The organism is Halovenus aranensis (genome assembly GCF_900100385.1).
GTDB lineage: Archaea > Halobacteriota > Halobacteria > Halobacteriales > Haloarculaceae > Halovenus > Halovenus aranensis.
In genome coordinates this window covers 20,651-34,756 of sequence record NZ_FNFC01000012.1, presented here as the reverse complement: position 1 = coordinate 34,756, position 14,106 = coordinate 20,651, and the positions used below count along the sequence as shown (strand labels likewise).

The 14,106-nt window shown below is 64.8% G+C and carries 13 protein-coding genes; 6 read left to right on the top strand and 7 right to left on the bottom strand.

The features are described from left to right. Positions 1-28: 28 nt before the first annotated feature. Both BLR34_RS12445 and BLR34_RS12440 read right to left on the bottom strand, forming a co-directional pair. Positions 29-1,906 carry an L-lactate permease gene (locus BLR34_RS12445; RefSeq protein ID WP_092703517.1) on the bottom strand — a complete coding sequence of 626 codons (1,878 nt, stop codon included), beginning with the start codon at positions 1,904-1,906 and terminating at the stop codon, positions 29-31. Positions 1,907-2,078: 172 nt separating this feature from the next. Further along, entirely contained in the window at positions 2,079-3,032 is a 954-nt protein-coding gene (locus tag BLR34_RS12440; RefSeq protein WP_092703515.1) for a D-2-hydroxyacid dehydrogenase, read from the bottom strand. A 100-nt stretch (positions 3,033-3,132) separates the two neighbouring features. Here BLR34_RS12440 and BLR34_RS12435 point away from each other — a divergent pair, with 100 nt between their 5' ends. After that, entirely contained in the window at positions 3,133-4,968 is a 1,836-nt protein-coding gene (locus BLR34_RS12435; RefSeq protein WP_092703513.1) for a PINc/VapC family ATPase, read from the top strand. A gap of 1 nt (position 4,969) precedes the next feature. Here the strand turns inward: BLR34_RS12435 and BLR34_RS12430 are convergent, their stop codons facing one another. Continuing rightward, positions 4,970-5,233: a winged helix-turn-helix transcriptional regulator gene (locus tag BLR34_RS12430; RefSeq protein WP_092703511.1), complete on the bottom strand. Its 264-nt coding sequence runs from the start codon at positions 5,231-5,233 to the stop codon at positions 4,970-4,972. Between the two features lie 79 nt (positions 5,234-5,312). Then, a complete protein-coding gene (locus BLR34_RS12425) occupies positions 5,313-5,744 on the bottom strand; it encodes a hypothetical protein (protein ID WP_092703509.1) in 432 nt (143 codons plus the stop codon). A gap of 119 nt (positions 5,745-5,863) precedes the next feature. Between BLR34_RS12425 and BLR34_RS12420 the strand changes: the two genes are divergently transcribed. Beyond that, a complete protein-coding gene (locus tag BLR34_RS12420) occupies positions 5,864-6,220 on the top strand; it encodes an EMC6-like membrane protein (protein WP_092703507.1) in 357 nt (118 codons plus the stop codon). A 2-nt stretch (positions 6,221-6,222) separates the two neighbouring features. After that, complete coding sequence (locus BLR34_RS12415; RefSeq protein WP_092703505.1) at positions 6,223-8,052, top strand: ribosome biogenesis/translation initiation ATPase RLI; 1,830 nt, start codon at positions 6,223-6,225, stop codon at positions 8,050-8,052. Between the two features lie 29 nt (positions 8,053-8,081). Here BLR34_RS12415 and BLR34_RS12410 read toward each other — a convergent pair whose 3' ends face one another. Then, positions 8,082-9,047: an NADPH:quinone reductase gene (locus BLR34_RS12410; protein WP_092703503.1), complete on the bottom strand. Its 966-nt coding sequence runs from the start codon at positions 9,045-9,047 to the stop codon at positions 8,082-8,084. 149 nt (positions 9,048-9,196) lie between these two features. Between BLR34_RS12410 and BLR34_RS17040 the strand changes: the two genes are divergently transcribed. From BLR34_RS17040 to BLR34_RS12400, 3 genes are read left to right on the top strand one after another with little or no spacing between them, the layout of a single operon-like run. Beyond that, positions 9,197-9,352 carry a hypothetical protein gene (locus tag BLR34_RS17040; RefSeq protein ID WP_176765316.1) on the top strand — a complete coding sequence of 52 codons (156 nt, stop codon included), beginning with the start codon at positions 9,197-9,199 and terminating at the stop codon, positions 9,350-9,352. Between the two features lie 39 nt (positions 9,353-9,391). After that, on the top strand, positions 9,392-9,784 hold the full coding sequence (locus BLR34_RS12405; RefSeq protein ID WP_092703501.1) for a DUF7322 domain-containing protein: 393 nt from the start codon (positions 9,392-9,394) through the stop codon (positions 9,782-9,784). Continuing rightward, on the top strand, positions 9,781-10,206 hold the full coding sequence (locus BLR34_RS12400; protein ID WP_092703499.1) for a DUF7346 family protein: 426 nt from the start codon (positions 9,781-9,783) through the stop codon (positions 10,204-10,206). Before BLR34_RS12405 ends, BLR34_RS12400 begins: the two co-directional genes overlap by 4 nt. Here BLR34_RS12400 and rad50 read toward each other — a convergent pair. Both rad50 and mre11 read right to left on the bottom strand, forming a co-directional pair. Then, positions 10,203-12,899, bottom strand: coding sequence for a DNA double-strand break repair ATPase Rad50 (rad50, locus tag BLR34_RS12395; RefSeq protein WP_092703497.1), 2,697 nt, complete (start codon positions 12,897-12,899; stop codon positions 10,203-10,205). The genes BLR34_RS12400 and rad50 overlap by 4 nt on opposite strands. Beyond that, positions 12,896-14,050, bottom strand: coding sequence for a DNA double-strand break repair protein Mre11 (mre11, locus tag BLR34_RS12390; protein WP_092703495.1), 1,155 nt, complete (start codon positions 14,048-14,050; stop codon positions 12,896-12,898). The genes rad50 and mre11 overlap by 4 nt, the downstream gene beginning before the upstream one ends. Positions 14,051-14,106: the final 56 nt, after the last annotated feature.

The window sequence follows — 14,106 nt, the reverse complement described above, 5'->3', positions numbered from 1 at the left end:
ACGTAACTCTTACACCGCCCCGGCCGTCTCAGAACACCCCGGTGAAGACGACAAACGAGAACACCATCGTCAGCAGGCCGACCGCAGCGGCGTAATACAACAGCGGAATCAGGTTCAGCCGCATGATACGACCCTCCTGGCCGACCAGCCCGACCGTCGCCAGCGCCGCGACGACGTTGTGAATCGCGACCAGGTTCCCCATCGCGCCGCCGACGGCCTGTGCGCCGACGACGAGCTGTGTGGGCACGCCGATCTGCTGGGCGGCGGTGAACTGGAACTGCGAGAAGGTGAGATTCGAGACGGTGTTCGAGCCCGTCATCGCCGCGCCGAGTGCGCCGACAAGCGAGGCGATTGCCGGATAGACGTTGCCCAACGCCTCGGCGGTCGCCACCGCGAGCACCTCTATCATGTTGGCGTTCTTCCAGATGTCGGCCGCTCCCGACGCGAGGACCGCCGGCGGTTCCGTCCCGTCTATCATCCCCTCGATGCCGTAGTAGGTGCCGGCGTTGAGCATCACCTGGACCATCGAGATGACGAACACCAGCGCAATCAGCGGCGCGACGAGCTTCTGGCCGGCCTCTCTCCAGGCCGCCCCGACCTCGTCGCCGGACATCCCGAAGATGAAGATGGCGGCGATAGCGGTCAGAAACAGCCAGAAGCCGGGGACGTTGACCAGACCGATGTCCGAGCCGAGGGACTCGTAGCCCAGAATCGCGTCCCATTCGAGGATGACGCCGAAGGCGAACTCGCCGACGCCGTCGACCGCGACCGAGACGGTGTTGTCGCCGTCGGTTATCACGTCAGAAATCGGGTCGACTGCCCGAGTCACGACGAGCAACACGACGAGGATGATATAGGGCGACCACGCCTTCAGCAGCGACATCTCTCGCTCGCCGCGGACCATCTCCTCGCCGCCGGGTTCGATGTCGCCGACCCAGTGGTCTGCCCAGCGGTCGCGGTCGGGGAACTCCCACTCCTCGTCGGGCACCAGATAGCCCGCGTTGAGCAGGCCAACGGTCACGGTGCCGCCGACCATCGAGCCGATAAGCGAGGGGAACTCGGCGGTGATGAACCACGCCGACACCCAGTAGGGGACGACAAAGGAGATGCCGGCGACGAGCGCGAGTGGGACCACCTCGCGGGTCGGCTGCAGTGACTTCTCCTCGCCGAAGAAGTAGGTCACCATCGCGACCGCTATCAGCGGCATCACAAAGCCGACGAGCGCGTGATAGGTCGCCGCCCAGGCGGCAACCTCCTGTGAGAACTCGGTCACCTCGAACCCACCCTCGGCGATTGCATCGGGATAGCGACCCTCTCCGAAGGGGGCCTCGATACCGACGATAATAGGGGTTCCGACCGCGCCGTAGGTGACGGCGATGACGTGACCGATGAGCGCCGCGATGACCGCCGCGAGCGCGGGAAAGCCCAGTCCGAGCAACAGGGGTGCGACGACCGCCGCGGGCGTCCCGAACCCTGCCGCGCCCTCGATGAACGTCGCCATGAAAAAGCCAAGCAGGATAATCTGGACGCGGCGGTCGGCCGACACCGCCGCGAATCCCTTGTTGATGCGGTCGAGCGCGCCGGCCTGTAACATCGTGTACAGTAACACCAGCGCGCCGGCGACGATAAAGAGGATTTCGAGCGCGGTAATCACGCCCACCAGCGACGAGGCCGCCAGCCAGTCGACGGGAAGCCCCCAGACGACGAAGCCGACGAGGAGCGCGATGACCCACGCGACCGGCATCGCACGCGTCGCCGACCACAGCAAGCCAACGAGCAAGCCGGCCGTCGCCAGCAACGGTAACGCCGCCAGAAGCAACTCGACGCCGCCCGCCGCGCCCGCGCCGGGAATCGCCTCGCCCCCGGTCGCCGTCAGCACTGCCTCCAGTGGGACCGCTCCAGTCATGTCGAACGCCTCCGCCGTTGGTCAGGCCCGTGGCGTCGCCGTATCGAGTCTCCCTGCCGCTCTACAGCACCTACTCGCAACTGCCGCTCGACTGTCTGTCGTACGTACGCCATCAGTTGGCATATCACAGAACGCGATAATGTATTTTACTCCCCCGCGTTCCGTGGCCGGTTTATACGACCCTGTTCTCGAGGTCGTCCAGCTCGCCCTCGCGGAGTCGGTCGATGTTCCGTTCGAGAATCGCGCTGCGGCGCTCGAAGTACTCCGGCGAGTAGCCGGCGTTGTGTGGCGTGATGGTGACGTTGTCCATCCCCCACAGCGCGTGGTCTTCGGGCAGGGGTTCGGGGTCGAACACGTCGAGTGCCGCGCCGCCGATGCGGTTCCAGCGCAGCGCGTCCACCAGCGCCTCGGTGTCGACGACCGGCCCGCGGGCGATGTTCACCAGGATTGCGTCGGTGTGCATCGTCTGGAAGACGTCTTCGTCGATGAGTCCCTCGGTCGCGTCGGTCAGCGGACACGCCAGGACGACGTACTCCGCGCCGTCGACGGCCTCGTGGATCTCCTCGAAGCCGTAGACCTCCTCGGTCGGGCCGCCCTTCTCGGGGGTGTACCGGACGCCGACGGTCTCCATCCCGAAGGCGTCGAGGCGTTCGGCGGCGGCCGTGCCGATGGCACCCATCCCGACGATGGCGACCCGCGAGCCGTACAGGTCTCGGGTCTTGTAGCTCCGCCACTCCCGGCGTTCTTGCTGGCGGCGCGCCCGGCCAAAGCGCTTTGCGTGGTGTATCATCGCGCCGACGATGTACTCTGAGATGTTCGGCCCGTGAACGCCCGATGCGTTGGTTACGGCGACACCGTGTTCCTCGAAGGCCTCGAGGTCGAGGTGGCCCGTACCCGCGAAGACACAGCCAAACAGCTTCAGGTTCTCTGCGATTTCGAGGTCGGCCGGCGAGAGTTCGAACCCGGTGACGACATCGGCGGTTCGGAGGCCCTCCTGTTCCTCGGCCGGCGTCGTCGCCTCTCGGACCGTGTGTTCTGGGAACGTCTCGCTCAGCAGTTCGGCGTAGCCGCTGCCGTCCATGCCGTGTATCTTCTGGCGGATGACGAGAATCTCCATACGACCCATACGCAGAGGTGGTGAAAATGTCTATCGACCTCGTGGCCACCCCACGAGACACACTTCCTCTTATCCGGAGGCTTATCAATCACCGCGGGCAAGCTACTGTATGGAAATTGTCCCGGATACGAGCGTCGTCATCGACGGCCGGGTGTCCGAGCGCGTCGAAGAGGGCGAGTTCGCGGGCGCGACCGTCGCCGTTCCGGAGGCGGTCGTGGGCGAGCTCGAATCGCAAGCAAACGACGGCCGCGAGACCGGGTGGGAGGGGCTCGAAGAACTCCAGCGCCTCGTCGAGTTCGACGACGACGGCACTATCACCGTCGAGTACGTCGGCCGCCGCGCGGCCCAGTCCGAGAAACGCGACGCCGACGAGGGCGATATCGATGCCCTCATCCGCGATATCGCCGCCGAGCGGGACGCACAGCTCGTCACCAGCGACGAGGTACAGGCCGAAGTCGCCCGCGCCAAAGGGTTCGAGGTAGCTTACATCGAACCTCGCGAACGCGAGTTCGAGACGCTCGCTATCGAGAAGTTCTTCGACGAGACGACGATGAGCGTCCACCTCAAGGTCGGCGTCGAGCCGATGGCAAAGCGCGGCGATGTCGGCGAGATGGCCTACGAGACTATCGGAGATGCGCCACTCACCGAGAGTGACCTCCACGAGTACGCCGCCGATATCGAGGACGCCGCTCGCATCAGCCCCGACGGCTTCGTCGAACTCGACGAGCCGGGGATGACCATCGTCCAGTTCCGGGACTACCGCATCGCGATGGCTCGCCCGCCCTTTAGCGACGGGATGGAGATTACCGCTGTCCGGCCGATTGTCAAGACGACACTCGACGACTACGAGTACGCCGACGACCTCCGCGAGCGCCTGCTCGAACGCCAGCGGGGTGTCCTCATCTCTGGGTCGCCCGGCGCCGGCAAGTCGACGTTCGCACAGGCTGTCGCGGAGTTTCTGACCGACGCCGACTTCGCGGTCAAGACGATGGAGAAGCCGCGTGACCTCCAGGTCGGTCCCGAAATCACGCAGTACACCGAACTCGGCGGCCAGATGTCCAAGACTGCGGACTCGCTGTTGATGGTCCGTCCCGACTACACGATTTACGACGAGGTGCGCAAGACCGACGACTTCGAGGTCTTCGCGGACATGCGCCTGGCCGGCGTCGGGATGGTCGGCGTCGTTCACGCTACGCGGGCTATCGATGCCCTGCAGCGACTCATCGGCCGCGTCGAGTTGGGGCTGATTCCACAGGTCGTCGACACCGTCGTCTACATCGAGGCCGGCCGCGTGACGAAAGTCTACGACGTTCAGACCGAGGTGAAAGTCCCCGAGGGGCTGATGGAAGAAGACCTCGCTCGGCCGGTCATCATGATTCGGGACTTCGAGACCGACCGCACCGAGTACGAAATCTACACCTTCAACCGGCAGGTCGTCACCGTCCCCGTCGGCGAGGAGGGCGGTCAGTCGGCCGACTCGGGCGTCGACCGCATCGCGAAACAGGAGATAGAACGCGAGATTCGCTCGGTCGCCCACGGCCACGTCGAGGTCGACCTCCGGGGACCGGATACGGCTATCGTCTGGGTCGAGGACGACGATATCTCGGCGGTCATCGGCAAGGGCGGCGGCCGCATCTCGGATATCGAGAACCGCCTGGGTATCGACATCGACGTGCGGACCCTCGACGAGCGACCGAACACCACCGACACCGACACCGGTGGGGGTGGGATGGCCGTCACGCCAGAAATCACGTCTCGTCACGTCATCATCCCGATGGAGGGCCACGCCGGCGACACCGTCGAGGTCCAGGCAGACAGCGAGTATCTGTTTACCGCGACGGTCTCACGCGGCGGTGAGATTCAGGTCTCCCGGGGGAGTGCAATCGCCGAAGAACTGGAGAAGGCAATCGACCACGGGCGGACGATTACCGTGGTACCGTCGTAGGTCAGTCCGAGACAGCGGCCTCGGGCTCGACAACCTCGTCGGTAATCTCGTAGAGGTTCTGGCGCGCGTCAGCAAAGTAGACATCTTCCTCGATAACACCGATTTCGTCGAGGCGTTCGAGCGCGTATCGAACGGTCCGGGCCGATAGCATCGACTCCTGGACGATTCCTTTCTGTGTCAGCGGCCCGTTGTATTCGAGCACCTTATAGACGAGCTTCGCGCTCGGAGGCAGGTCCGCGATGCCCTCCTCGTCGGATTCTGTCATCGGCTCATTGTACTGGCGCGCGCTGTATAAAGATTGAGGGACTAGCTTCGAGCGCCCGTCTCACCCGCCGATACCGCGTTCACTCTGGGTTACTCTCTGTCTGTTCACCGTCCTCATCATCGACGACGGTACCTGTCGGAAAGATACTGTATCCGAGGCCGGCGGCCACGACTGCGAGTACAGCGTACAGCAGGCCAACGGCGAAGTAGTCGTGGCCCAGCAGGGCGGTGGCCGCGACGACCGCGCCCGTGCCGGCCAGATACAGCGCATACAACAGGAGAGCAGTGCCACTCGCTCCGCTCGCGCTCGTGACTGTCGACTCGGGGTCTCGTATCGTGTCCAGTGCCGCCCAGCCGATGAGGACGACTGCCCCCACCGCGTTGCCCAGTATCGCCCGGAAGAGGTCGGCTCCGCGTACCAGGTCCATGACGAACAGTACCACCGTGCCCAAAAAGAGCACAACCCCGAACAGGAACAGCCACGGCGACGCACCGTCAGTCGACTCTGCCATCGTCGTATTTCCACGCCGATGGGTGATAAATTGGTCGTCGACGAGAGTGGCGGTCTGCCCGCCGGTGGGGCCGGAGCCGGAACGAACGGCTTTTTACGCCGGGTGGCAGACGATTGTGTATGGCGACAGAGACGGGCGAGGGACCAACCGAAGACGTGTCCGGTGAGGACACGACAGACGAGACGAGCGCCTTCAGCGACTACGAGCGCAGCGCCATCGTGACCACCGGCGCGACGCTCGGCGGTATCGTCGCCGCGTTCGCCTCTGAACTCTACATCGGCGACCCACAGAGCCGCACGGCGCTGTTGCTGGTCGCCGCTGCGGTGTTCGTTCAGTTCCCGCTGTACCGTCTCATCGGACTCGATGTCGACGATTTCGGCATCAAGGGCAACCTCTACATCGCGTTGATGACGTTCATTCTGTGGTTCCTGACGTGGGGTATCATCCTGACGACTGGCGCAGTTGATGCACTGTAACCATGGCAGATGATAGTATCGCGGTCGTCGACCTCGAACAGTGTCAGCCCGATAGGTGTAACTACGAGTGTGCGAACTTCTGTCCGCCAAACCGGACGGGCAAGGAGTGTATCACCACGCGCGACGAGCGCTACGAGGAGGGCGAACCCTTCCAGGGCACCGAAGACCAGGTGTGGATTTCCGAGGAAATCTGTCTCGGCGAGTCCTGTGGTATCTGCGTCGAGAAATGCCCCTTCGACGCGATTCAGATTCTGAACCTCCCCCAGGAACTCGACGAGGAACCGGTCCACCGCTACGGGGAGAACAGTTTCGCTCTCTACGGGCTTCCTGCCCCCGAAGAGGGTCGTGTCACCGGCATCCTCGGCCCCAACGGTATCGGGAAGACGACGGCAGTTCACATCCTCGCCGACGAACTCACGCCGAACCTCGGCGAGGTCGGCACCGAATCCGACTGGGACGCGGTCCTCGAAGCCTACCGCGGGACCGCCCTCCAGGAGTACCTCGAGGCGATGCGCGACGAGGAGATGACTGTCGCGCGCAAACCGCAGTACGTCGACCAGATTCCCGACCAGTTCGACGGCGCGACCCGGACCCTGCTCGAACAGACCGACGAGCGAGGCGTCCTCGACGAGCTTGTCGAGCGACTCGGTATCGGCCCCGTCGTCGACCAGGATATCGACACACTCTCTGGCGGCGAACTCCAGCGGGTCGCGCTCGCGGCCACGCTCGCTCGCGACGCCGACTTCTACTTCCTCGACGAAGTGACGCCGTATCTCGACATCAGCCAGCGGATGACCGCCGCACGGCTCATCCGCGACCTCGCCGAGAACGAGGGGCGCTCGATGCTCGTCGTCGAGCACGACCTCGCCATCCTCGATTTGCTCGCCGACGCCATCCACATCGGCTACGGTCAGCCCGGTGCCTTCGGTATCATCACGCCACCCAAGTCGGTCAAAAACGGCATCAACGAGTATCTCTCGGGCTATCTCGAAAACGAGAACATGCGCATCCGGGAGACGGACATCGAGTTCGAGGAACACGCACCGGCCTCGAACTCGACGGGCAAGACGGTCATCGAGTACCCCGCGCTCGGAAAGAGCTACGGCGACGGCGAGTTCTCGCTGTCGGTCGACGCCGGCGAGATACGCGAGGGCGAAGTGCTCGGTGTCGTCGGCCCCAACGGTATCGGGAAATCCACCTTCGCCAAGCTGCTCGCGGGCCAGCTCGACCCCGACGCTGGCGCGGTCGACGCCGGGCTCGATATTGCCTACAAGCCACAGTACATCGACATCGACCAGCCGATGCGCGTCGATGCCTTCCTCTCGTCGATTACGAACGAGTTTGGCTCGTCGTACTGGAACACCGAAATCGCTCAGCCCCTCCAGCTCGAGGCCATCATGGAACAGAGCCTGACCGACCTCTCGGGCGGGGAGCGCCAGCGGGTCGCTATCGCGGCCTGTCTCTCCGAGGACGCCGACCTCTACCTGCTCGACGAGCCCTCGGCACACCTCGACGTCGAACAGCGGGTCCGGGCCACCTCGGCCATCCGCCGGTACGCCGAGCACAACGACGCGACGGCGATGGTCATCGACCACGACATCTACATGATAGACCTGCTCGCGGACCGCCTGCTCGTCTTCGACGGCGAGCCGGCCATCGAGGGTCGCGCCGCCCCACCCCAGGGGATGCGCGAAGGAATGAATGAGTTCCTCTCGAATCTGGATATCACGTTCCGCCGGGACGAACGCACCGGGCGGCCTCGTATCAACAAGCCCGGCAGCCAGCTCGACCGCGAGCAGAAAAACGCCGGCGAGTACTACTACGCGCCCTGAGAACAGACGAAATAGTCGCTTTCCTCTCGCTACGGCTCGACCACCAGCTTCCCCAGAAACGAGTCTTCCATCACCGCGCGCTGTGCCTCGCCGGCCTCGGCGAGGTCGTAGCGGCGGGCGAGTTCGACCGAAAGTTCGTCACTCGCCATCAGGTGGGCAACGCCCGATAGCACCTCCCGCAGGTCAGGGGCGTTGAACAGGCTCATGAACTGATAGCGCACGTCCTTCGAGCGGGCGGTACCCACGGCCTCGAACCCCGGGCTGGGGTCGTTCTCGCCGATACCGACGACGCGACAGCCCTCGGCGGCGACCGCGGCGTCGAACTGGAGGTAGTCGTCGAGCCGGTGGTCGAGAGCAACGTCGACGCCGCCGTCGGAGGCCTCAAGCACGGCCTTTTCGAGGTCTTCACGCCCGTAATCGAGGACCGTCTCTGCCCCGAGACTGGCGAGTGCGTCGTGGTACCCGGGGGCTGCGGTCGTGACGACGCGCGCGCTGACAGCGTCCCCGAGCTGGACGGCCGCGTGACCGACGCCGCCCGAGCCGCCGTGGACGAGACAGTACTCGGCCGGGCCGAGTCCAGCGTGACCAAACAGTGCCCGCCAGGCCGTTCCCGCGGCGACGCCCGCCGCACCTGCCTCGTCCATGCCGACTGGCTCGGGGACGGTGACGACCTGTCTCGCGGGCGCAGTCGCGTACTCGGCGTAGGCACCCTGATGCGAGCCGTTGCCGATGCCAGTTCCGAACACGCGGTCGCCTACCGCCAGCCGGTCGACGCCCCCGCCGACCGCGGCGACGGTGCCGGCGAAATCGACACCGGGGGTAAACGGCACCGCGACCGGCGCGTACGAGCCGTCGCGAAAGTAGGTGTCGACGGGGTTGACACCGGCGGCTGCCACCTCGACGAGCACCTCGTCGCTGTCGGGCGATGGCCGGTCGACCGTCTCGACGTCCAGTACCTCGGTACCGCCGTGGGTGTGGAGTCTGACTGCGTCCATAGGCTCTGTGTGACTGGCTACCATTGTATATCCTCTGGCTTTGCCGACGCTGGAACCGTCTGACCGGTCGGCGAGATATTATCTCATTTTAACCAGACCGAGTGACAGCTATGAGCAGGCTTTTTTGATTGGGGGCCTGGCTTCCGGTAATGGAGTGGAAACGCGTGACGCCGCCGTCACAGTTGCAGTCGTGTTCCTGTGGCTGCGAGTACGTCGACGAGAAGCCGGACGGGCTGGTCAAACTGTACCGCTGTGCGGAGTGTCACACGATTCTCGGTGACCTGACGATGGGTCACGAACCCTGAATCCGAACGGATTTGCCCCTCGCCACCCTACGAACGGGCGTGACCGACGACGACCGTCTCAGCGACCTCGACGAGCCACTCCCAGAGGACCGCCAGTCCGAGGGGAAAAGTGCAGTCGAGGTCGAGACGCCGCGACCGAAGCGGCCGACGACAGAGGTGCCAACGCCCCGAAGTAAGGAGTTGCGCGCTAAGTCGGCCGACGTCGACCCCGGGGTCAGACGGCTGTTCTGGAAGCTCATTGCCCTGTACAAGGTCGCTATCCTCGGGTTCGTTCTGGGAGTCCTGTTCTGGGTGTTTGGCTCACATCCGACACGCGGCCCGGCGCTCGTCGTCGGGGGGACGGTGCTGTTCGTCTACGCGCTGGTGCTCACCCGACGAGGGAAGGCACGCCTCGACGACGGCGAGTTCGAGGGAACGGAGGAGTCGACATGACGCGCCGGACTGTCGAGGACAGCGACGGCACGCGGTATCTCTTGCTCAAGCGCTCGGAGGAGGCCAGTCTGGTCCGGCACCCCGAGACCGGTGAGCGCCACCACCTCCCGAACGCGGAACTCTCTGTCGTCGAGGATGTCACGACGACCGAGACGGCGCTGGCCGGGATTCCGGACGAGGTCGTCGGCTTGCTCACTGCGGTCCACGACGAGCGAGCGCTCGCGCTCCTGGTCGAACTCGACGAGGAGGGTCCGATGAGCGTCCGACAACTGCTATCTGCCTACGACTTCTGCGAGAGTGACCTGCACGGGATGGTGGCCGAACTGCGGGCCGGCGGGCTGGTCGCCGAGACGCGCGTCGCTGGCGAACGCGGCTACGAGGTAACGCAACGCACGAGCGAGGCACTCGCCGCCCTCGCCTAGTCGCCGCTCGCGGCCAGTGCCTGTTTGTCGATGCCCTGCACGTCGTCCAGTCGGTCGACAGTCGAGCGGTTGGTCGTCGAGTCCTTCCTGACGGTGACGAGCGTGTCGGCCGCATCGACCAGTTCGTCGTCGTGGCTGACGACCAGAATCTGCTCGACGCCGAGGTCGTACATCGCGTCGATGAGCTCGACCAGCTGTGAGACGTGTCCCGAGTCCAGGAAGACTGTCGGCTCGTCGAGGATGAGCGGCGGCATCGGCGCGGTCCCCTCGATACCCTCGGCCAGAAGCTGATAGATGGCACACCGGAGACTGAGGTTGAACAGGGCGCGTTCGCCGCCCGAGAGCTGTTCGGGGTCGAGTTCCTCGCCGTCTTTCTGGTAGACCGTCAGCCGGTACTCGCCGTCGACCTCGATGCGCGAGTAGGTATCGTTCTCGTAGACCAAATCGAAGGTCTCGTTCAGCATTCGTTCGAGGCTCTCGACGTTGCGCTGTCGCAGCTCCGACCGAAGCTGGCGGTACATATCCTCTAACTGTTCGGCCTCCTCGTAGAGTGAATCGAGGCGCTCGACGGTTTCACGCAGCTGTTCGTGACGCTCGCGAAGCTCCGCCATCGCGTCTATCTCGGCTTCGATGCCTCCCAGTTTCCCTTGGAGGTCCGCCCGCTGGCTCTCTAGCTCGGCGAGCGTTTCGGCCACTTCGTCGAGATACGTCTCGGCTTTCTGCTTTCGTTTGCGCGCCTGCTCGATGCGGTCTTCGTCGAACTCCGCCTGCAGGTCGCTCCGGCGCTCGCGAAGCTCTCCCAGCCGGTCGCGGCGCTCGCCGTTCATCGTCTCTTTCTCCTCGCGCTGGCTCCGCAGATTCGCCAGCTCCTCCTCTAAGGACGCGATTTCGTCGAGTCGCTCCGACAGCGCGTTGAGCGTGCCGAGACGGTCGTCCAGTTCGGCCTTCTGTTGGTTGCACTCTGCAATCTCGGCTTTGTACTCCTGTGCCTGTTCCCGGGCCTGTTCGGCCGCTTCCCGGCTGGACGCGGCGTCGGCCTCGTGTTCCGCTGCCGCCTCGCGGAGCTGCTCGACGCGGCGCTCTTTGTCCTCGATGGTGGCCTCGCGTTCCTCGAGTATCTGTTCGAGGTTCTCGCGGTCTGAGTTGAGGCGTTGGACTTCCGTCGCTATCTCTTCGAGTTCTCGGGCACGTTCGAGGTCGTCGCTGCGTGCCTGCTCGCGGGCCTCGGCGTCGGCGAGTTCGCCTTCGAGTTCCGCGACCCGCTCGCGGCGCTCGTCGATATCAGAGACGTGGGGTGACCCCTCGACGGGCTGGCCACACTCCGGGCACTTGCCCGCTTCGAGGAGGGCGTCTACCTCCGCGACCTGCTCGCGTTCGCCGTCGAGTTGGGCCGACAGTTCGCTCCGACGCTCGCGGATGTCTCCGAGTTCTTCGGCGACCTCTTCGCGGTACGCACTCGCCTCCTCGACGGCCACCGGCGCGTCGGCAAACGCCGCCCGTTTCTCCTCGATTTCGGTTGCCATCTCGTCGAGGCGCTCGCGGCGCTCTGCCAGCTTCTCTTTCGAAGCCGCCAGCTCGTCGGCCAACTCGTCGGCCTCCTCGCGTTTCTCCTCGGCCATCGATTCGAGCTCGTCGGCCTCGGAGGCGAGGCGTTCGGCTTCGTTGTCGTGTTCGGTCTTCGTGACGCTCAGCTCGCGAATCTCGTTGGTCAGGTCGTCGATTTCGGCCTCGACGCTGTCGATACGCTCGCTGACGCGGCTATCGAGGTCGTCGCCGGCATCGATGCCGAGCGCGCCGAGTGACTCGTCGCGCTCATCGCGTGCGTCGGCCAGCTCCTCTCGACACTCGCTTGCACGGTCGGCGAGACTCTCTCGCTTGCGCTCGGTCTCTTGAATCCGCTCGCGGAGCTGTTCGATGTCGTCCTCGATTTCGGTCAGTTCCTCGCGTTTCTCCTCGTAGGCTTCGATGACCTCGATGGCCGCTTCGCGGCTCTGCTCGGCGTCAGCCTGGTTCTCTTCGTAGCGCTCGATTTGTGCTTCGGTCTCGGATAGCTCGGACGCGACCGCGTTGTGTCGCTCGTGGAGGTCTTTTGCCTCTTTGGCCTCGAGCTGTTCCTCGACTTCGGTGAGCGCGCCCCGTTTGTCGTCGCGGACGCGGCCGACGCCGACACGGGCATCGCTCGCCCGGTCGCGGTACTCCTCCAGCTTCCCGAGCTGGAGGAGGTCGTCGAGCGTGTCCTGACGGACCGACGGCGAGGCGTTGATGAGCTTGTTGACCTCGCCCTGACGGACGTACGCGCAGTTGACGAAGGCCTCGGTGTCCATCCGGAGCATCGAGGTGACGCGGCCCCGGACATCGGTCGCCCCTTCGGTGGTGCCCCCGGGGCCGTCGAGTACGCACTCGGCGGTTCGGGCGTCGCCGTTGCTGACCCGGATTCGTCGCCTGACGCGGTAGGACTCGCCGCCGTGGGTGAAATCGAGTTCGACGATTGTCTCCTCGGCCCCGATGGTAACGACTTCGTCGAGGGTCGTATCGAGCGCGCGTGACCCGTACAGCGCAAAGAAACAGGCTTCGAGTAGCGAGGACTTCCCGCTGCCGTTCAGCCCGTGGATGACTGTCACGCCGCTGTCGAACCGGAGCTGTGCGTCCTCGTAGCACTTGAAATTCCGCAGGGAGATGCGGTCGAACCTCATCGGTACTCCTCCATCGTGACCTGGCTGTCTGTTTCGTCTGCCTCGGCGTCATCCCTCGATTCGATTGCCTCCGTGACACGGCGCTCGACGGCGTCGGCGACGTTCGAGTCGGCGACTTTGCCGGCCCGGACCGTCTCGTCGAGTTCGCGGGCGAGTGTGCTGAGGCCGAGTTCCTGGACTCGCTCGCGGACCGCCTCGTCGGGGTCGGCGAAGCTCACCTCGACGTCGGCCTCCTCGCTCAGTTCGCGCTGGTCGTTGACTCGGGTGACGAGAGCGCCCTGTTCCTCGGCGAACTCTTCGATACCGGCGGGCATCACCTCTTCGCCCTCCCCGGTGATGGTGACGATGACGACCGCGTCCGCGATATCGTGTTCCTCGATGCGCTCGCGGACGACGCTGCTCCCTTCGCCGTCTTTGAGTTCGAGGTCGACGAAGACGAACGACCGGGTGTCGAGCCCGCGTCGGCGGATGTCGACGCCGTCCTCGAACGTGACGAGATTGTAGCCCCGCTCGTCGCGCTCGCTCGCGCTCGCGCGCTCGGTCGACCCGCAGTAGGTCAGCCACGTCTCGGTCGGTTCGTCGAGCTGTTTGGTCTGTGGCGTGTGGTCGTCACCGAGCAACATCGCGTCGAACTCGACCGGCGATTCCGCGAGGACCCGCCGGGCGTCCCAGTCGCCGTGTTCGAACGGCTCGAACAGGCCGTGTGAGACGAGCGCGGCGTGTTCGGCCTCGTGACCGACAAACTCGTAGTCGTAGCTCTCCCGACGAGAGCGTGGCACGAAATCCAGCCCGTAGAAAGCGGTGTTTCCGATTCGGACTGGCTCGGGACCCAGCCGCGTCGCCAGCCCCATCGACTCGAAGAGGTCGAGCCACTGTCGGTTGCGTTTCGATTCGTGGTTGCCGACGATGGCCAGAAACGGCACGCCGGCGTCGTCGAGAATCCGCAACACCGACATCGCGCCCATGATGTCAGACAGCGTCGGCGTGCGGTCGTGAAAGAGGTCGCCCGCGTGGACGACCGCGTCCACGCCGTCGCCGACGGCGTCCTCTGCGACCTGCTCGAAGGCCGCTCTGAAATCCTCCCGGCGAGCAGGCCGGTGATACTGCTGGTAACCCAGGTGCGTATCACCCGTATGGAGTATTCTCGTCATTGCCTGCCGGTAGGGGTGGCCATCCTAAATGGATTCGGTGAGCGCCCCGAAAGTGA